At 62.1% G+C, this 19,356-nt stretch carries 18 protein-coding genes; 7 read left to right on the forward strand and 11 right to left on the reverse strand.

The window, feature by feature from the left end; translation table 11 throughout:
• Positions 1-65: 65 nt before the first annotated feature.
• Genes K6I40_RS26545 through K6I40_RS26555 form a run of 3 tightly spaced genes read right to left on the reverse strand, consistent with a single transcriptional unit; the run spans position 66 to position 2,898 of the window.
• Positions 66-1,091 (reverse strand): Gfo/Idh/MocA family oxidoreductase, encoded by a 1,026-nt coding sequence (locus tag K6I40_RS26545; RefSeq protein ID WP_222918385.1) that lies wholly within the window; start codon positions 1,089-1,091, stop codon positions 66-68.
• A complete protein-coding gene (locus tag K6I40_RS26550; RefSeq protein ID WP_222918386.1) occupies positions 1,088-2,311 on the reverse strand; it encodes a DegT/DnrJ/EryC1/StrS family aminotransferase in 1,224 nt (407 codons plus the stop codon). Before K6I40_RS26550 ends, K6I40_RS26545 begins: the two co-directional genes overlap by 4 nt.
• The gene (locus K6I40_RS26555) at positions 2,308-2,898 is read right to left on the reverse strand and encodes an acyltransferase (RefSeq protein WP_222918387.1); all 591 of its coding nucleotides are present in this window, start codon (positions 2,896-2,898) and stop codon (positions 2,308-2,310) included. Before K6I40_RS26555 ends, K6I40_RS26550 begins: the two co-directional genes overlap by 4 nt.
• Before the next feature lie 467 nt (positions 2,899-3,365).
• Between K6I40_RS26555 and K6I40_RS26560 the strand changes: the two genes are divergently transcribed.
• The gene (locus K6I40_RS26560) at positions 3,366-3,902 is read left to right on the forward strand and encodes a hypothetical protein (RefSeq protein ID WP_222918388.1); all 537 of its coding nucleotides are present in this window, start codon (positions 3,366-3,368) and stop codon (positions 3,900-3,902) included.
• 285 nt (positions 3,903-4,187) lie between these two features.
• Here the strand turns inward: K6I40_RS26560 and K6I40_RS26565 are convergent, their stop codons facing one another.
• The 3 genes from K6I40_RS26565 to K6I40_RS26575 all read right to left on the reverse strand — a co-directional run bounded on the left by K6I40_RS26565 (position 4,188) and on the right by K6I40_RS26575 (position 6,211).
• Complete coding sequence (locus K6I40_RS26565; protein WP_345779419.1) at positions 4,188-5,162, reverse strand: DUF1616 domain-containing protein; 975 nt, start codon at positions 5,160-5,162, stop codon at positions 4,188-4,190.
• 216 nt (positions 5,163-5,378) lie between these two features.
• On the reverse strand, positions 5,379-5,654 hold the full coding sequence (locus K6I40_RS26570; protein ID WP_222918390.1) for a PadR family transcriptional regulator: 276 nt from the start codon (positions 5,652-5,654) through the stop codon (positions 5,379-5,381).
• A gap of 224 nt (positions 5,655-5,878) precedes the next feature.
• Positions 5,879-6,211 carry a winged helix-turn-helix domain-containing protein gene (locus K6I40_RS26575; RefSeq protein ID WP_222918391.1) on the reverse strand — a complete coding sequence of 111 codons (333 nt, stop codon included), beginning with the start codon at positions 6,209-6,211 and terminating at the stop codon, positions 5,879-5,881.
• A gap of 602 nt (positions 6,212-6,813) precedes the next feature.
• On the opposite strand from K6I40_RS26575, the gene K6I40_RS26580 reads away from it, so the two are divergent.
• Both K6I40_RS26580 and K6I40_RS26585 read left to right on the forward strand, forming a co-directional pair.
• Positions 6,814-6,975 carry a hypothetical protein gene (locus K6I40_RS26580; protein WP_007109247.1) on the forward strand — a complete coding sequence of 54 codons (162 nt, stop codon included), beginning with the start codon at positions 6,814-6,816 and terminating at the stop codon, positions 6,973-6,975.
• A 358-nt stretch (positions 6,976-7,333) separates the two neighbouring features.
• A complete protein-coding gene (locus K6I40_RS26585) occupies positions 7,334-7,837 on the forward strand; it encodes an ArsR family transcriptional regulator (RefSeq protein WP_222918392.1) in 504 nt (167 codons plus the stop codon).
• Positions 7,838-8,065: 228 nt separating this feature from the next.
• Here K6I40_RS26585 and K6I40_RS26590 read toward each other — a convergent pair whose 3' ends face one another.
• The 4 genes from K6I40_RS26590 to K6I40_RS26610 form a co-directional block, all read right to left on the reverse strand.
• Entirely contained in the window at positions 8,066-9,865 is a 1,800-nt protein-coding gene (locus K6I40_RS26590; RefSeq protein ID WP_222918393.1) for a hypothetical protein, read from the reverse strand.
• Between the two features lie 315 nt (positions 9,866-10,180).
• Entirely contained in the window at positions 10,181-10,681 is a 501-nt protein-coding gene (locus K6I40_RS26595; protein ID WP_222918394.1) for a helix-turn-helix domain-containing protein, read from the reverse strand.
• A 473-nt stretch (positions 10,682-11,154) separates the two neighbouring features.
• Positions 11,155-12,144, reverse strand: coding sequence for an NAD-dependent epimerase/dehydratase family protein (locus K6I40_RS26600; protein ID WP_222918395.1), 990 nt, complete (start codon positions 12,142-12,144; stop codon positions 11,155-11,157).
• Between the two features lie 727 nt (positions 12,145-12,871).
• Positions 12,872-13,057, reverse strand: a complete 186-nt coding sequence (locus K6I40_RS26610) for a hypothetical protein (protein WP_222918396.1) — start codon at positions 13,055-13,057, stop codon at positions 12,872-12,874.
• 626 nt (positions 13,058-13,683) lie between these two features.
• On the opposite strand from K6I40_RS26610, the gene allB reads away from it, so the two are divergent.
• From allB to K6I40_RS26630, 4 genes are all read left to right on the forward strand, one after another.
• The gene (gene allB, locus K6I40_RS26615) at positions 13,684-15,051 is read left to right on the forward strand and encodes an allantoinase AllB (protein WP_222918397.1); all 1,368 of its coding nucleotides are present in this window, start codon (positions 13,684-13,686) and stop codon (positions 15,049-15,051) included.
• A gap of 252 nt (positions 15,052-15,303) precedes the next feature.
• The gene (locus tag K6I40_RS26620) at positions 15,304-15,549 is read left to right on the forward strand and encodes a hypothetical protein (RefSeq protein WP_222918398.1); all 246 of its coding nucleotides are present in this window, start codon (positions 15,304-15,306) and stop codon (positions 15,547-15,549) included.
• A 152-nt stretch (positions 15,550-15,701) separates the two neighbouring features.
• The gene (locus K6I40_RS26625) at positions 15,702-16,466 is read left to right on the forward strand and encodes an ABC transporter ATP-binding protein (RefSeq protein ID WP_222918399.1); all 765 of its coding nucleotides are present in this window, start codon (positions 15,702-15,704) and stop codon (positions 16,464-16,466) included.
• A complete protein-coding gene (locus tag K6I40_RS26630; RefSeq protein WP_222918400.1) occupies positions 16,463-18,073 on the forward strand; it encodes a hypothetical protein in 1,611 nt (536 codons plus the stop codon). The genes K6I40_RS26625 and K6I40_RS26630 overlap by 4 nt, the downstream gene beginning before the upstream one ends.
• A 44-nt stretch (positions 18,074-18,117) precedes the next feature.
• On the opposite strand, the gene K6I40_RS26635 is transcribed toward K6I40_RS26630, so the two are convergent.
• On the reverse strand, positions 18,118-19,188 hold the full coding sequence (locus tag K6I40_RS26635; RefSeq protein ID WP_222918401.1) for a quinone-dependent dihydroorotate dehydrogenase: 1,071 nt from the start codon (positions 19,186-19,188) through the stop codon (positions 18,118-18,120).
• Positions 19,189-19,356 lie beyond the last annotated feature (168 nt).

Here is a 19,356-nt window from a genome sequence, read left to right on the forward strand (position 1 = left end):
AGTCACCCGAGCGTCGGGGCCACCGGTTTCATCGGCCGTCTCGGTGTCGATCGAACGCTCCGCCATCAGACCTCGACCTCCCGCTCCTGTGGCGGTTCGTCGTCCGTTTCCTCCGACGGCCCCGTTGCGAGCCGATCGATCAACTGGACCGTCTCGAGGGCCGCGATCCCGTCTTCGGCGGTGACTTCCGGCTCCGCCCCGGTTCGAACGGCCTCAACGAACGACTCGAGTTCGTTGCGGAGCGGTTCACCGCTGTCGACACGGGGCCGCTCGACGACGCTCTCGTGGCGGTATCGGGACTGGCCATCGTCTGTGAGATACTCGGGATAGGAATCGCGGTGGATCAATACCGACTGCTCGAGGTAGTCGACCTCGACGAGACACTCTCGAGCGGTGACGGTGAGCTTTCGCACTTTCTTCTGGGTGACGCGGCTCGCCGTCACCGTCGCGATCGCGTCGTCGTACTCGATCGTCGCGGTCGCGTACCGGCCGTCGTTGACCCCCATCGCAGCGACCGAGTGGGGTCGGTCGTCAAGCAGCGAGCCGACGATGTCGACGTCGTGGACCATTAGGTCAAAGATGACGTTGCCCGGCGCCGTCCGATCGATCGGCGGGCCGAGCCGCTCGGCCTCGACGCTGATCACGTCGAGATCGTCGATCAGCTCTTCGACGGTCTGTACCGCCGGGTTGAACCGCTCGATGTGGCCGACCTGCAAAACAAGCCCTGCCTCGCGGGCCTGCTCGGCCAGCGTGTAGCCCTGCTCGACGGTCTTCGAAATCGGCTTCTCGACCAGCACGTGGACGCCCGCCTCGAGACAGGTCGAGACCGTCTCGTAGTGGGCGTGGGTCGGGACGGCGACCGTCACGAGGTCACAGCGCTCGCACAGCGTCTCGAGATCAACCGGATCGGTCTCGTATCGCTCGGCGACTCGCTCGGCGATCCCGTCGTCGTGGTCGGTGACGCCGGCGAGTTCGACGGTCGGCAGTTCACCGTAGACGCGTGCGTGGTTCTCGCCCATGGAGCCGACGCCGATGACGCCGGCCCGGATCGGTTCCTCGGTCGTCGCGTTCGCTCGGTGGTCCGTACTCATTGGGTAGCAAAGTGATCGCGCACTGCTTCGACGACGGTCCGTCGGTCGCGCTCGGTCAGGCCGGGATGGACGGGCAGGGAGAGGACTTCGTCGGCGGCTCGTTCGGCCTGCGGCAGCGACGCCGCGGCCGCGCTGACCGTCTCGTAGGCCGGCTGGCGGTGGATCGGCGTCTCGTAGTAGATGCCGGTCCCGACCTCCCGCTCGGCGAGAGTCGACTCGAGGGCGTCCCGTTCGTCGGTCCGAACCGTATACTGGTGGTAGACGTGCCGGGAGTTCGTCGGCTCCGTCGGCGTCTCGAGGGACAGATCGGCGAGCCGATCGTCGTAGTAGGCGGCGGTTTCACGCCTGTCGCGGTTGAACTCCGAGAGCCGCTCGAGTTGGACGCGGCCGATCGCCGCCGCGACGCTCGTCATCCGGTAGTTATGGCCGAGATTGACATGCTCGTAGCCGCCGGTCCCGCTCACGTCCCGGCCGTGGTTGACGTAGCTCGCCGTGCGGGTGGCGATATCGTCGCGATCGGTGACGATCATTCCGCCCTCGCCGGTGGTCATGTTCTTCGTCGGGTAAAACGAGAAACACGCAGCGTCGCCGAACTCGCCGACGCGTCGGCCGTCGACCTTCGCCCCGTGGGCCTGACAGGCGTCCTCGACGACGAACAGGTCATGTTCGTCCGCCAGCTCGCACAGCGCCGGCATGTCTGCTGGGAGACCATAGAGGTGAACGGGGAGGATCCCGACGATATCGTCCCGCTCGCCGAGGACACGTTCGACGTCGGCCGGGTCCAGCGTGTACGTCTCGGGATCGATATCAGCGAAGACGGGGTTGCCCCCCGCCAGTCGAATCGCGTTCGCACTCGCCACGAAGGAAAACGGCGAGGTGATCACCGCGTCGCCCTCCTCGATCCCGATGGCCTCAAGCGCTGCGTGGAGGGCGGTCGTCCCGTTGGCGGTTGCGACCGCCTCATCCGTCCCGCAGTAGCCGGCAAATTCCTCTTCGAAGGCCCTCACTTCCGGCCCATCGGCGAGCCGACCGTCCTCGAGAACCGACTCGACGTGCTCGATGGCGTCGGTACTGAGCTCAGGATCGGCGATCGGAACCGGCGTCGACGCGTCGTCGCGGTCGAGTTCGGTCTCAGCGCCCGCCGTCTCGGCCCCCGTACCGGTGCTGGTGGCGGCCTCGATACTCCGGTCGGACTCGGGGTTCGTTTCGGTGTCAGTCATGCGAGCTGGTTCGCCCCCTCGAGCGGGTCCGGTAGCTCCTGAACTGTCGCTGGGGTTCCGACGGCCATACTATCGGCCGGAACGTCCTCTGTGACGATGGCTCCAGCCGCGACGAAGGCGTTCTCGCCGATCGTCACGCCGGGCAACAGCGTCGCGTTCGCGCCGACCGACGCGCCGTCCTCGATCGTCGGCCCCTCGAGACCATCGTCGGTTCGGATGGGGTACTCGTCGTTGGTCAGCACGGCTCCCGGGCCAACGAAGACGTTGCTGCCGATCGACGTCTCGGTCGGGACGTAGACGTTCGTCTGGAGGCTGACGTGCGAGCCGATCGTCGTCTGCCCGTCGATAACCGTTTTGGTCCCGACGAGCACGTCGTCGCCGATTGCCGTCCCTTCGCGGACCAGAACGTCGTGGCCCGTTGCGAACTCGTCGCCGATCGTCACGTCGCCGTAGACGATCGAGCCAGCTCTGATCGTCGCGTCGTCACCGATTCTGGTCGGCTCGTCGAACTCGCCGTAGCCGACCGTCGCGTCGTCGTCGATCGTACAGCAGTCGCCGTGAACGATGTCGCGTACTGCCTCGCTCATCGCTGGCCACCTCCGTCAGCACGGGAGTCGTCCCAGTTCTCGCTCGAGTGAACGCGACGAATCGTGGCGTCCGTTCGGACCGCTACTCGAGATCGTGGTTGGTCGCGTATTCGTTTCATAGTGTTAATCGATACCCGCGTGGGCAATCGTGCTCAAACAGCCGGTAACGAAGCTTTGTTATCCCCGGCCTGCAGGTCCCGTAGCCGCGAACTACAGTATCAGCGAGACGGACAACCGATGCTCGCCGGAAACTCCCCCGCTTGCGCCCGCGAGTGACCAATCGCACCAGCTTTGATCCGCGAAACGTCGAGTTAGGCGTCAGTCACGGCCGCTAACTGGTACAATTCCCTTTCGGACGGGTAGCAGAGTGATAGTAAAGTGGTACAGTCTGGCATCGTGTGCTGTGAGGAATCCGACCACACCCGTCAGACGGGAACGGGATCTGATCCGATCCGAGGAGGGCACACATGGCTGATAGCGAACTCACGCAAGCGAAACTGTTCGATGTATTTAGCAACGCGCGCAGGCGCCGAACGGTCCAGTATCTGAAACGACAGGGCGGCTCCTGCGATCTCGCACCGCTCGTCCAGCAGGTAGCCGCCTGGGAGAACGACACCAACCCCGACGACGTGACCCGGACACAGCGCCGGCGGGTCTACATCTCGCTGTATCAGACCCACCTGCCGATGCTCGAAGATCACGGGATTGTCGACTGGGATCCGGACGGTCACGAGATCGAGCTCCTGCCGAGCGAGGACCGATTCGAACCGTATCTCGACCGGCACCTTGATGATCAGCGGCCGTGGCATCAGTTCTACGCGGCCGTGGCGACAGTCGGCGTCATCGCGTTCGGGCTTTCGGCACTCGCGATCGGTCCGCTGACGACGGCCACCGCGCCGGTCGTTGCACTGGTGATCTGTGTCGTCATCCTCGTTCTCTCGGCAACACAGTACGTCTCACGTCGCCCGGGAATCGATCTCCCGTTCGGTCGTGCGAGCCGCTAACACCGTTCGTGCCGCCCTCTACACGGTATCAGTCAGGCCCCCGTCCTTCGATACGCCAGCGCCGTCCCCTCCTGTCCTCCATGCGATTCCTGTCGCTCTCGAATACATAGTTGATTCGTCGGGGGCTGGCAGTTGATTCGCCAAGACGGGCTGGCGGTCGTCGGCCGACTGCATACTATCGCCCTACCGAACCCACCGGGGCGTTCCCCGTCGGAGCGACGAACCCAGCCTCGAGTCGAGGCCGACCCGCGACGGGACGCTCCAGTTGCCAGTCCCACAAGAGAGTCACTCCCCGGTCACCGATACCCAGAAGTGGGTCTCCTCAGCGGCGTTCTCGTTCGTCGGCGTCGCCGGCGGTTCGTCCTCGTAGAGCAATACGCTGATTCGAACCGTTTCGCCCGACTCCGCCGTCGGTGTGATCGTCCGCTCCCCGGTTCCCGTCGCGCCGTCTGAGACGGTCGCGTCGATCCGTCGTAACTCCGTTCGATCGACGACTGCACCGTCCTCAAGGGTCTGTTCCTGCACGACGACCGTATAGTCTCGATCGGCTCCCTCCTGATTCTCGATGGCGATCGTCAGCGGAATCGACTCGCCTGACTCGATTTCGCTCGGGAGTTCGCCGGCGACGACTTCGCCGTCCTCGTCCTCGCTGTAGAGCGCGAGTTCGGTGAACCCGCCCGCTGACGCGGGCACCAGGAACGCAACAAGTAACGCGCTGACCGCCGTCCCGATGGCCAGAACGAGCAGTACCGACGACGCCGTTGCGATCGCATTGTCACCGCTGAGACCGCCGAGACTCGCGATAGGCGAGACCGTAAAGCGCTCGCCGTCTGGGACTTGGAGCCGTCGAACGACGCCCAGCTGTGCGATGGCAACCGTAACAAAACCGAGCGCTGCTGCAATTGACGTCGTCGTCAGTCCGATTCCGCCGAGCGGCAATAGCAAGACGACCAGGGGAACGACCGCCAGCGACAGGACGAACGCCAGGCCCGCGCGTTCGATCCCGTCGATCCCACGAGGCCGGCGCTCGGCGGCCGTCGCTGCTGTCTCGCGTGCGTCCCGCTCGCCGGCCGGAAAGAGGACCGAGACGAGCGCATAGCCCGGGAGAAACAGGGCGAGCGGAACAGTTACGAAGAGTCGCAGCGGATTCTCGCTTGCGAACGATATCACGAGCAGGTAGGCGGCTACTGCACCGACCGAAACGGCCGCGAGGTCGAACGGGTAGCGACGAACCACTCCGAATCGGGTCCAGGTACTCATTTCATGGCTCATCGATAATCCACCAGCGTTCGCTGGTTGGCGTTCGATCCACATGCGGACAATACGAGTGGCATTCTCGTCGGATCGAACTACTCTTCGGTTCTTTGTTATGGCCGTATTACCGATAGAAGCCGGCTGGCTGCCCGGTTCACGGTCAGACGGGAAGCAGGGTGCTATGTCGGACCACACGTGGCCGTCCGATCTCCGCTCGAGCACCTAGAAGTCGACGTACTGTGCCTCCCACTCCCGGCGCTCTTCGATCCGCTGTTGACCGGACTCTGTGATCGCGTAGTAATTCGTTCGTCTGTCAAGTTGCCCCTTTTCGACGAGCTCCTTGTTGACGAGCGTGTCCAGATTCGGATATAGCCGCCCGTGATTGATCTCCGAACTGTAGTACTTCTCGACTTCGTCTTTAACAGTCTGGCCTGACGGTCGGTCAGCGCCTGCGATCACGTACAGCAGATCACGCTGGAAGCCGGTCAGATCGTGCATTGCTCAATCACACTGACCGTTCTACTGAGTAGATATTTGTTATCCGTATCATACAGGGTCTCTCGATTGTATTTAAACGGTCTTACTCGAGGGAAACTGACTGTTCTCCGACCGATCACGCGATTTCGAACGTGCAATTATCGCGCTCGAGCGGCGCTCAGTCGCTATCATCCGGCATCCGTCCAGACGATCCGAATGACTCTCCTTCGATCTGTCGCAGACGATTACTCTTCGATATCCGAAACCGCGACATCGATTCCGTCGGCGTCGATTTGGATGCGGAGGACATCGACGGTCGCCTCGTAGGCGGTCGTATGTGAGCCGTCGTCGTCGAACCGCACGCACTCCGCGACGAGATCGCTCTCGAGGAGGTTGTTGATTCGTCGGTAGACGGTCGCCGACGAGCTATCCGTTCGTTTAGTCAATTCCTTTGCCGTCTTCGGGCCCTCGCTCGTCGCGATGAGGATCGTCCGGGCACAGTCGTCCCCGAGGACGTCGAGCTGGGCCGTCTGGTCGGCAGTCGACTCCGATCGCGTGTTACTCGCTTGCGTTGACATAGTCGTGGTCACCCGTCCAGGACGGGCAGGATCCATTCGCTCTTCGTGAGAGGTGACGATACGAGACGGGCGGCAGTCGGGCCACCACTGTCGGGCGAACCACCATTACATTCCGACACGAAGATCGGTAAGCGATAGTGGTATTTTATAACGATGTACCTTATCCCTTCCAGCCATCTCGCTGCATGACGTAAGATCGTATTTCGATCCGGAAACAACAGCTTTCGACCAGCTATCGAACGGATCAATTCCATTTTTGAGTGCCAAATACTGCCCAACACGACTAAATTCGGATTGAGGTCCCTCATCGACCGATTCCGGGATACGCTGTTTTACGCGGTATCAGCCCCTCTATCCTCCGTAAAGCAGCTCTTTCCCGGTTTTCAAACCAGCGCTCTGGGTAAACGGTCTGCGTCCTTTATTCGCATTTGCTCCCCTTGATTCGATGATGCCCGGACGGGTATCGTGACGGATCGGCGGCAGCACTGGCGGCCGGGACTACAGGCAGAGCGGATCGTCCTCGGTCGGCGGTATGATCGATCGCGGCTCGTCCGAGTACACCCCCACAACCCATGAACTCCACACAACACGACTGGAAGCCCATGGAATCGTCGACAGCTGGTGCCCGCTGTCGAAACTGCGGCACGCACGTAACACAGCAGTTCGCTCGCGTCTTCGGTGATAACGGCGATATCGTGCACGGCTGTCCGTCCTGTACGACGTATCGGGAGATGCAATCCGGCGGTCATCTCCCTGGCGACTGAGTACCACCATTGCGCCGAACGGGTTCCAGTATTTCTTCACCGACCAACTATCGCAACACCTGTTCCCTCTGGTTGACACCGACACGGTACTATCAGCTGCAAGTATTGATCCGCCCCCACCTCGTCACGTTCCGATGATGTACCTGTTCACGCGCGATAATAGTAGCTCTGCAGGTAGGTAGCCAGCACTGATGACTGTATCCGCTCCCTAGAGAGAGAGACAAGTTACTCGCACTCGCAGTTCGAACCGACCAACGACGTAACCTGCAAAAGTTAAAGTTAGTGGTGAGTGAAGTGGGGATACATGGTCACTGGTGGTGGATTGCCCCTCGAAACTCTCGTCCCTTCTCCCTGATCGATGTCAGTTCAAACGGACAGAACTGAGCCGCTCGCGGAGAGCAAAGTGTTTCACATCCTCGGCAACGACAGACGTCGTGCTATCGTCCAACTACTCGCAGAGGAGGGCGGACAGATCGACGTCTCCGATGTCGCAAGCGAGATCGCTGCCACCGAATCCGACACGACACCCGTCCCGAACAACCTCTATAAGAGCGTCTACGTCTCTCTCCAGCAAACGCATCTCCCCCAACTCGAGGAAGACGCCGTCATCGAGTACGATTCCGACGCGAAGACCATTCAATCGGGCCACCACTTCGAGGAAGTCCTCCGGTACGTCGACGGTCATTCCGACGATCACTCACAGGTCTTGCAACTCCACCTCGGACTCTGCGTGCTCGGCCTCGCCATCATCGCGCTGGCCGGACTCAGCCTCCCGGTCGTCTCGCGCATCGATCCCGTGCTCTCGAGCGTACTCGTCTTCCTCGCCGTTGCCGCGAGCAGTCTCTATCGACTGCTCGGCTGAGGCCCTGTCGTAATTGCTACCGCTGGCTCGTCTTGGACCTGCAGACGGCCGAACATCTCGAGTACTGTGATGCAAGTCCTCTCCTGAGAACTGTTGGTCCGCTCCCCGTTCGAAGTCGGAGGGGCACTGACAAAATAGATCACTGGTTGCCGTTCGGGCGAAGGGCACCGCCGCCATGTTGGCCGCGACGGCGCGAAAAGACGCGCTGTCCGTTGGGTCGCTCCTCGCTTAGGCCGTCACTTCTTCCTCGGTCTCGTTAGTGTCGTTGAGGTCGTCGTCCGTGTCGTCGTCGGTTTCGTTCTCGATATCGTCAGTGTCGGTGTCGGTCTCCTCGACCAGCTCGAGTATCGCGACTTCACCGAACTGGTCGGTCAGGACCATGTGGATGTACGAGCCGGCCTGGAGGTTGCTCGTGTCGACCTCGAAGCCGATGTCATCACTTTCGTCGCCCTCAAGGGTCACGTTCTGCTCGACGACGAGGTCACCATCGAGACGGAACTGGACGGTCTCGGTGCGTTCCTCGTCGGTCGGGTTCTCGATCGTCGCCGTCACGGTGATGGTCTCACCGACTGCGGCGCTTTCGGGAGCCTCGAGATCACTGACGTTGAAGGAACCGGCCGTCACTTCTTCCTCGGTGTCGTCAGTTTCGTTGTCGAACTCCTCTTCGTCAGTGTCGTCGGTTTCGTTGTCGAACGTCTCTTCGTCAGTGTCGTCAGTTTCGTTGTCGAACGTCTCTTCGTCAGTGTCGTCAGTTTCGTTGTCGAACGTCTCTTCGTCAGTGTCGTCGGTATCGTCGTCGAACGTCTCTTCGTCAGTGTCGTCGGTTTCGTTGTCGAACGTCTCTTCGTCGGTCTCGTTATCGTCGACCGGTTCTTCCGTAATCGGTTCCTCGGTGATGTTGTCGATCTCGTCCGGAAGTTCTTCTGTATCGACATCTTCACTGACGAGAACGTAAATGGACGCGTTCTCGACGTTCAGATCTTCGACAGTGAGGTCCTCCACCATGACGAAGACCGGACGCTCATCGGCGTCGATGGGTATCTGGTCCATCGGATCTTCAGCAACGGGCTCCTCGTCAACCGGTTCTTCGTCGGTCTCATTATCGACCGGTTCTTCCTCAGTCTCGTTATCGACCGGTTCTTCCTCAGTCTCGTTATCGACCGGCTCTTCTTCGACAGGGAGCTCGCTAGTCTCGTTATCATCAACCGGTTCTTCGTCGGTCTCGTTATCGACCGGTTCTTCCTCAGTCTCGTTATCGACCGGCTCTTCTTCGACAGGGAGCTCGCTAGTCTCATTGTCATCAACCGGTTCTTCCTCAGTCTCGTTATCGACCGACTCTTCGTCTCCCGTCTCTTCCTCAACGGAGTCTTCATCGTCCCCATCGATGGTGACTTCCGCATCGTCGGTCACTGGCTCATCATCGGCCGTGAGGTATGGCACGTCAGCCTGTCCTTCGGTCTCGACGAAATCGTACGTCTCGTTGTCGTTCGTGTCACGATGCGGCATCGCGATCAGGGTCTCGTCTTCCTCGAGCGGCTCGTCGAGCGTGATCTCGATGTTTTCGTGCGTGCCCGCCTCGAGGTACGCCGAGGTACCGATGACGCTCTCGAAGACGTTGCCTACGAGGAGGCTACTGTCGTGGATCGTCACGAAGCCACCGCTCGCGAGCGTGGCGTTCTCGACGACGACCGTGTCGTTCTCGACCGTCTGGTCGGTAAACGTCACGTGCGCGGCCTGTTGACCGTCGGATTCGTTATCCGGCTCGACCTCTCCGTCGGATTCGTTATCCGGCGTGATCTCTCCGTCTGACTCGTTGTCCTGGAGTTCAGTCGCCGTGTCCGTACTGTCCTCACCCTCGGCTACTGATTCGTCCGCCGATTCGGTGTCTGTTTCATCGTACTCGTCCTCGCTAACGTTGTCGCTCTGCTCGACGGTGTCACCGGCTGTCGCGGCTGCCACCATCGCCCCGCCAGAGCTGACGACCATCAGCGCGGTAAGTACGACGAGTAACTGATTGCGTGCGTTCATAGTTGCCGTGAAGGCATCCGTCTCGTCGTGCCTTCGGCGGATAAACCAGCAGAACCATTACGCTAAGAAATTGGGTACTACGGCCCAGCAGTGGTGTCCCCGGTCACGGAAAACAACGATTGTTGATAGGAACGACCGGGCGCTGGTATCCGTCTCTCGCCGACCGAAATATCGGAGCCACTGAAGCGAGTGACACGCTGATCGCACAGCTGTCATGCAATCTGGTGTGCAGTGACTGTCAGTGATTACTAGAAGAGCGGACCACCGCTTTCCGATCTCGATATCACAGCAATCCGGGACGGAGATGCGTCGACACTAATCGTCGTTCGCCTGTTCGGGCGACTTCGACGCCGTCGGTTCATGACCCGGCAGACAGACCAGGTTCTCGCGCCCGAGCCGCAGTTTCGTAATCTGGCCGTCTTCCTCGAGATCGGCGAGCAGTCGGCTGACCTTCGCCTTCGACCAGTCGACCGAGTCGACGATGTTCGACTGCTTCATCCGCCCCCCGTTCTCTCGGAGGAGCTGACGAACCCGCTCCCGGTCGGTCACGAACTTCTCCCGGGCCGGCTCCGGTTCGTTCGCGAGCGAGGCTGGTTCCTCGTATCGGTTGCGAGCGACGAGTATCCCACCGAGCACTGCGAGCGCGACCATTCCGGCGAAGGCCGCGAGATGCGCACTCCCGTCCAGTTGGAGCGGCCGGCTGAATCCCGGGAGGAACCCGGACCACGAACCCGCGGTGACCGTGGACGCGACCGCACCACCGCTCGACGACTCGTACGCGTCGCGAAGAGTGGAACCCCGTCGTCGACTGCTCATGGCTGTGAACGGTTTGTTGTCGCGTGATTCATGTCCTGTACCGTCGTGACCGGTCTACAAATTGTTTTTTATAACACATATTCTGTTAGTGTTTCACGGGTAAATCACGACAACTGTGAGTTCAACGCGAACGACGGATCGTCCCTCGGAGGCCGGTCTGGAGTAGCGACCTCCTTGGGTGGCGGGAGTAGTCGGGGGCGACTCGAAGGTACACTGGTGAAACACTCGCTGGTCATGGTATAGGCGGCCTTTGATCGACTGACTGAATAAACTCGACCGGACGTTCGAGACGGTTAGCGCGGATTCAGTCCAGATTTAGCTGGTAAAAAAACGTTAGCCTGATTCTCTCTCGATCGAACACGACCGACCGTATCGCTGGTCCGACGCCGTCTGTATCAGGTTTCACGCTATCTTGCCAGTCCGACACGCCGAGTGAACTCGATCGACGATCGAATCATCCCAGTCGAGTCGCCTCAGCTATACGACCCACCGCCTCGGTTCGGCTCGAGCGCAGTGTCGGTCTCGGTCTCTGTCAGTTCCGTTCGACTGTCGCCGACCAGCGACCGGATTCCGGACTCGAGGCCGACGTTGGCGTCGAATCCGAGATCGCGGGTCGCTTTCGACGTGTCTGCGCCACTGTGTCTGATGTCGCCGGAGCGAGGATCGCGGTGGACGATCGTCGAGGCGGAGTCCACGGCATCGCGGACCGTCTCGGCGAGGTCCAGAATCGTCGTTCGCTGCCCCGTGCCGATGTTATACGCTGCGCCGACCGCGTCGGTCGTCGCCGCCCGCAGGTTCGCCCGGATGACGTCGCTGACGTGGACGAAATCGCGGCTCTGCTGGCCATCGCCCTCGATCGTGATTGGCTCGTTCGCTCGCGCCTGCTCGAGGAACGTCGAGATGACGCCGCTGTAGGGCCCTCGCTGGCGCGGCCCGTAGACGTTGAAATAGCGCAGCGCGACGGTCTCGAGCCCGTACAGTTCCTCGTAGAGGCGGGCGTACTGATCGAGCGCGAGCTTCTGGACGCCGTAGGGCGATGTCGGCTTCGTCGGTGCTGTCTCCGGCACTGGCAGCTCTTCGGGATGGCCGTAGACGGCCGCACTCGAGGCGACGACGACCCGCGCGTCCTCCTGGCGAGCCTGCTCGAGGACCAGTAGCCCCGCCTCAAGGTTCGTCCGATTGCTCTGGCGGGGGTCGTCGACACTCTGGGTGACGCTGACGAGTGCGGCGTGGTGGTGGATCATGTCGACGCCGCGGGCCGCCTTCTGGAGGGCGATCGGATCCCGAACGTCGCCCTCGATGATCGTCACGTCGTCGGGGAGATAGGCGCGGTTACCAGTCGTGAAGTTGTCGAGCACTCTGACCTCGTTGTGGGGGACGAGGGCCTCGACGAGATGGCTGCCGATAAAGCCCGCACCGCCGGTCACGAGGATCGTGCTGTCGCGTATCGCTGGCGAGTCCATTTCTGGACACGACCAGTTCCTCGCTGTTTAGTATCACACTCGTACCCTCGTTGATCAGGTGCTCGCTCGAGCGGAAGGCAGCGCTTACAGGCCCGATTGTCGGCATCGATCGCGACAGTGTCTCAGTCACGCCGCTCGACAGGGACGATAGATGTCGATCGCGATCGGCCATTTCGCGTTCGGGGCGGCGATGACGACGCTGGTCGTCACGTATCTCGTTCCGGCCGACCGGTATCCGCGGACGGTGATTCTATAGGGGAACGGATGGGCGATGATTCCCGCCTACCATTGGATTAGCCCGATAGCCGCCATGTTGCTCGCGTTTTTGATCGTCATGACGGCGATCGCGGAACGTCGCGACTATCGCGCCTTGGTGTCAGTCAGAACTGCGTATCAGGACCACCTGAACACTGACTCGGCTGACTGGTTTCACCTGACTTCCAGTAGATATAAGGCTCAACAGGTCAACGGATAGAACGGAAGCCGGTCTTTCGAACGGACGTTTCGCAAACGTCCCGGGTGCTAGGGACACCCGAGACTTGGCTTCCAAACACGACCCGTTTGCAAGCCATGATTGCGTACATTCTAGCGGGATATAAACGTCCCGCACGACGGCGGAATCGCCCGACACGACCAGTCACGAGTCCGAACTCGAGTCCGACACGGACGACAAGTAGTGATTGCGATGAGTAGTGACCATGAAGAGAGTAATGGCGACGAATCGTCCTCACTCCCTGACTGCCCGCGCTGTGGCGACCCGGTCCTGGTCTCCGTCGCCACCGGCCCGCATACCGGATCTGTCAGTCCCTGCGGTTGTTCGGTTCCGCCCGGCCTGCTCGCAGATCTGCGTGAGGACTAACTGAGGGCTCGCGCTCGAGCCCTCGGCGGCCAACCGGTCGGTCAGCGCTGTCATCGGAATCACCACCGCACCACCATCGCCGTCGACAGTGTTCTCGGGCGGCCGGTCCGCAAGCGGGGCTCGAGCATCGATTTCTCGTCATTGCGTGGTCTCCGGATCCGTGTCGTATTCCCGTGAGGGTAGTCACGAGACCATATAACTGCGACCTCGAGTGAGTGGTGATACGGAAGTCCGAATTTGCGAGGCGGATTGCTTGAGAGGATTAGTCGATGTACGTGTGAACTACTGATCCAGTCTCGTCGAAGACGGGAGCAACTGCGAGCGTTCTGCTACCGTGGCAACACGGGATTACCTCATCCTCTCCAGCCGACTCGCTCGCTGCTCACGGTTCCCGTTGGTCACCGTTCGCTTTCCGAGGTGCTTTCAGTGTTCGCGCCTCGCTACCCGTTCGCTTCCGAGACGCTCCCGGCGTCTTCGCGCAGTGTTGTCGGGCGAATGGTCTGCGAGACCAGCGGTCTCGCACTAGTCGTGTCTCGCGGACAGCGCGCGCCACCGATGACGGTTGGACGGGGAGGCGTATTCGTCGGCGACTATAGTCGTTGTTTCAGACCCATTCAAATCAGCGCGGAGACGAGCCAGTTGGGGAAGCTATATGCGCCGTCCTCGGCAATGCCACGGCAATGACCGTGGATCTCGTCGTGCGCAACTGTACCGTCGTCACGCCCGCGGGGCGGACGCCCGACGCGGGCGTCGCCGTCGAGGACGGAACCATCGTCGCCGTCGGCCGGAGCGACCGGCTTCCCGAGGCGGACCGCGTCTTCGACGCCGAGGGGAACGTGCTCGTCCCCGGCATCGTCGACTGTCACATCCACAATCGTGAACCCGGCCTCGAGTACAAGGAAGACTGGGAGTCCGCGACGCGAGCGGCCGCCGTCGGCGGCGTGACGACCGTCGTCGGGATGCCCAACACGGATCCAGTTATCGACAGCCCCGAGCACCTCGAGCTCAAGTTCGAACGGGGAGAGGCGTCGGCCCACGTCGATTTCCAGAGCTACGCGGTCGTCACCTCGGAAAACCTCGACCTGATTCCCGAGATCGATGAGACCGGCGCGCTCGGCTACAAGATCTTCCTCGGGTCAACGGTCGGCGACGTGCCGCCGCCGAACGACGGCGAGATTCTCGAGGCAATGGAGCGGATCGGCGAGACGGGCAAACGCCTGGGATTCCACGAGGAGAACGGCGAGATCATCGACTACTACACGGAGCAGTTCAAAGCCGAGGGGAGAAACGAACCCATCGATCACTCCCACTCACGGCCCGTGATCGCCGAGCAGGAGGCCGTCGAGCGGATGATCACGTTCGCCGAGGAGACGGGCGCAAAGATCCATATGTTCCACGTCTCCTCCGGCTCGGCTGCCGACGCCGTCGCCCGCGGCAAATCTCGCGGCGTCGATGTCACCGCCGAGACGACGCCTCACTACCTCTGGTTCACCGAGGACGTCATGCGCGAGAAGGGCAACGTCGCGCGCGTCCAGCCACCGATTCGGAACGCCGAGGAACACGAGCGACTCTGGGAGACCGGCATCGACGACGGCGCGATCGACTGTATCGCCACCGATCACGCCCCCCATACGCCCGCGGAGAAGATGGTAGACGACCCCTTCGGCAACACCTGGGACGCGATTTCAGGGTTCGTTGGCCTCGAGACCGAGGTCCCAGCCATGCTCAGCTTCGTCGATCAGGGCCGCTTCACGCTCGAGGAGTGGGTCCGCCGCCACTCGGCGCGGCCGGCCCAAGTCTGGGGAATGTACCCGCAGAAGGGGTCGCTGCAGGTCGGCACCGACGCCGACTTCACGATCGTCAACCCCGACCGGGAGTGGACGCTTGAGGACCGAACGGAACTGCATTCGAAGAACTGCGTGACGCCGTTCGAGGGCGAGTCATTTACCGGGAAAGCGGTCGCAACGGTCGTCCGCGGCGAGGTCGTGGCTGAGGATGGGACAGTCGTCGGCGAGTCGGGACACGGAACGCGCGTCGACGTCGACTGATACGGTCTACTGTAAGTCATTGCCGGCGCAACCCCGTCCGCTCTGGGGTTGCACCGGTAAATCGTTACAGTAGTCCGTATGAGTGCCCGTCCGGGTTCACGCGACTGGCAGCAATCTGATCGCGGGGACAGACGTCGTTTCCTGTCACAAATCGCTTCTCTCACCGTTGCTTCGATGGTTTTCAGTTCGTGAAAGTCGCGGTTGGTTTATATTCGGATGCCATCCGTCTGCTCTCGGTGAGGACCGCTCGCCATGACTGATGCAGCATCCGAACCGAACGAGCGAGACGAACCGGACGAGACGACTGAGACGGACAAGACCGAGCAGCTCAGGTCGGTGTTCCTCTCCGTCACCGACGGTGACACCGAACCAGTCGTCGAATCACAGCAGGAAGACTCCCGTACACGAGAAATCCGTGAGGAGCGAAGCGACGAGGTCGTCGGTCCCGCGGAACACCACGGGCTCGACGACGCGATCGACGATCCGGAGCCCGTCTGATCGGGCCCTCCCAAATCGTGACGGTCCCCGATGAAACCCATTCTCTCGAGTCCGTCGGTACCAAGCCGACGATCGCGTTCTCCTGTACAAATACGTCTCTCGGTAGTCAAAACTTAAATACAGTACAATTATAAATATAACCAATACATCCGATGTCTGCTGCTCAGTTTGCGATCGACGCGACCGGTCTGCGGAAACGATTCGGGAACACGGTCGCCGTCGACAGCGTTGACCTCGCCGTTGACCACGGAACGGTCTACGGATTTCTCGGCCCGAACGGGGCAGGAAAGACGACCACGATGCGCATGCTGACGACGCTTATTCGGCCGTCAGCAGGCGAAGCGCGGATCGTCGGTGCGCCCGTGACCGACCGCGACGCCGTCCGCGACTCGATCGGCTACCTCCCCGAAGAGCCACCGGTCTTCGACGAACTGACCGGCCGAGAACAGCTCACCTACTTCGCGCGCCTCCGTGACATCCCCGCCTCGGAGGCGGACCGACGGATCGACGCCTGGCTCGAGCGCTTCGACCTGACCGGCGACGCCAACAAACGGATCGAGGAGTACTCGAAGGGGATGCGCCAGAAGATCGGACTCGTTCAGGCGCTGTTGCACGAACCCGACGTCTGCTTTCTCGACGAACCAACGAGCGGACTCGACCCGCGGGCCGCCCGGACGGTCATGGACGCCATCGCGGAGATGGCCGATGAGGGCCACACGATCTTTCTCTCGACGCACATCCTCTCCGTCGTCGAGGAACTCGCGGACGTCGTCGGCGTCCTCGCTGACGGCCGAATCGTCGCCGAGGGCTCACCCGAGACGCTGACCCGACAGATCGAAAGCGAGACCGATTCGACGCTCGAGGACGTGTTCCTCGCAGTCACGACCGATCACGGTCCGGCGGTGCAGCAGCGATGATCGCACGGGACCACGTCATCACGATCGGCCGCCTCGAACTCAGTCGGCGCTGGCGGGTGCTGAAGGAGAACACGGCCCAGATGATTGCGATCGCTATCTCGGCGCTGTTTCTCGTTCCCGTTGCGCCCGTGGCGGTGGTCGGTGTCTACCTATTCGGTGCGGGGATCGCGTCCGGAGACATCGAAACACCGGTGACGCTGGCTCGAATGGGCTTCGTCTACGGATGGCTGTTCGTCGCCGTCTTCGGGGGCTATCGAACATACGCGGCGGCGCTCCGTCCGGACCGGCTCGACGGCTATCTGACGACCGTTTCCCACCGCGAACTGCTGGCCGGCCTCCTGTTTGCGGAGGTCACCATGTGGGGCGTCCCCGCTGTCGCGTTCGGTGTCTTCGGATCGCTCGCGTTCGCCGCGGGGACCGGGTCGGTTCTGTCGGCACCGTTCCTCTTTCTCACCGTCTGCACCACGCTGACGACGGCGCTCGCGACGGGATTCATCGTCGCGTTGCTTGTCAGGAACGCCGGCGTCCGCTCGAAACTGCTCACGCGGCTCCGGTCGGTCCTGTTCGCACTTCTCGGCCTCGCCTACTTCGGCGTGCTCTTCACACAATCGTTCGCCTCCGTCCTCGAGCCGCTGTATCGGGTTCTCGAGCCGACGCCGATCGGCTGGTACGGCGACCTCGCGCTCGTCGGGTCGATGTCCGAGGCGTCCCTCGTCCGGGGTGTCGGCACGGTTCTTGTGAGTACTGCGTTCCTCCTTGTGAGCGCCGCGGTCCTTCCCAGGCTCGCGGCTGGCGTCTGGTACGCCGACGGGGTTCACATCGAACACAAAGCCGAGCCCGCGTCCTCGTCCGCAGGAGCGAATCGTCTCTCGGCGGTCCTTCCGCAGCCGGTCCTCGGCGTCGTCGCGGCGGACTGGAAGCGGGCACGGCGGGCACCGATCACGCTGACGTTCGCGATCTATCCGCTCTTCCTGTTGATCAGTCCGGTTTCGACTGCCGTCCAGACCGGGACGATCGGCCGAGGGCTTCCGCTCTGGATCGCGCTCTTCGGACCGTGGATCGCCGGCGCGCTGTTCGCGCTCAACGTCGTTGGGAACGAGGGGGCTGTCCTCCCGGCGACGCTCCTCGGCGCGTCACCCGGCCGCGCGCTCGTTGGCGGACACATCGCGGCCGGGGCGCTCCTTGTCGGTCCGATAGCCGTCGCGGCGACCGTCGGCCTCGGACTGGCGAGTTCCCACTCGGCGGGCGCAGTCGCCACGCTCGCGGTGAGCGCGCTTGTACTCGCCGCGTCCGCCGGACCGATCGCGACCGGAATCGGCGCGATATTTCCCCGGTTCGAGGCGGTCAGCGTCTCCAGGAGCACCAAGGCTATCGTCCCAAGTACGGTGGCGTTTGCGGTCTACTCGCTGGTTCTCTTCCTCATTGCCGCGCCGACGGTCGTCGGCCATAGCTCGTTTATCGCCGGCGCGATCGCGTCGGCGGTCAACCCCTCACAGGGAACCATTCGTATCGCCGGAACGGTGGCGTCGTGTGCGTTCGCAGTCGTCGTCGGACTCCTTTCAGCATTGTATGCGACCCGCTCCGTCGAGCGGTTCTACTTCGATTGAGAACGAGAATCGCCACTCGCGTCACCGCTGCGGCTGAAACCCAGTTACTCGAGGTCCGCACCAACCGCGTCCTCGACCGACGAAAACCCGTCGCGCTCGAGCAGCGCCGCCAGTCCCCGATTAATCTGTGTCGCGGTCGACGGCCCCTCGTAGACGAACCCGGTGTACAACTGGACGAGTGAGGCACCGGCACGGATCTTCGCGTAGGCGTTTTCGGCCGAGTCGACGCCGCCGACGCCGATGATCGGAAGCTCGCCGTCCGTATATTCCGCGAGCGATCGGATGACGGCCGTCGAGCGATCCGCGAGGGGCTTCCCGCTGAGCCCGCCCCATTCCTCTTGATTGGGAGACGCGAGGCCCTCGCGGCTCGTCGAGGTGTTCGTCGCGACGATCCCGTCGAGGTCGAACTCCTGAACGATGTCCACGAGATCGAACACGGATACCTCGGGCTCGTCGGGACCGATCTTCACCAGGATCGGCACGTTCCGGTCGTTTTCCACCTCGAGCATCTCGAAGATCGCGCGGAGGTGTTCGGACGACCCCTCGTCGAACTCATCGGGCGTATTTGGACAGGAGACGTTCACGACGACGTAGTCGGCAAACGGTGAGAGCCGATCGAAGACGCGGCGGTAGTCCTCGATTGCCTCTCGTTCGGTCGAGGAGTTCATCTTGCCGATGTTTACGCCGAGCGGGAAATCGGGAGTCCCGTCGTCTGCGAGCCGCGATTTGACGCGTTCCATCCCCTGGCCATTGAATCCCATTCGGTTGACCATTGCCTCGTCCTCGCGCAGCCGGAAGAGTCGAGGGCGGTCGTTGCCCGCCTGCGGATAGGGCGTGACGGTTCCAATCTCGACGAAGCCAAAGCCCAGCGCCTCGAGGGCGTGAGTTACTTCGGCGTTCTTGTCGAAGCCGGCGGCGATACCGACCGGGTTCGGAAACGTGGTGTCGAACAGGTCGACCTCGAGGGCGGGATCTTCGTACCCGTAGGCGTAGGACAGTGCCGTCCGCGTCGGCCACGTCGACTGAGCCGCCCGGAGCGTCCGTTTACCGAGATCGTGTGCCGTCTCGGCCGGCAGTGTGAACGCGAGGGGGCGAACCCGCGAATACAGCGTCATTGCCGGGACGTGGGGGCGGCCGACAGGTAAACGTCTCGAAGCGCTCGGGATCGAACACCATGCAGTCGCGACTCAGATCGACTCGAGATCATCGCTCCCGCCCGAGACTGTGCGCAAGTACCGTCCGCGTTTGTTCCGTCGAATGCGACGAAGACGACGACCCGGCGG

It is taken from the genome of Natrinema sp. SYSU A 869 (genome assembly GCF_019879105.1).
Lineage (GTDB): Archaea > Halobacteriota > Halobacteria > Halobacteriales > Natrialbaceae > Natrinema.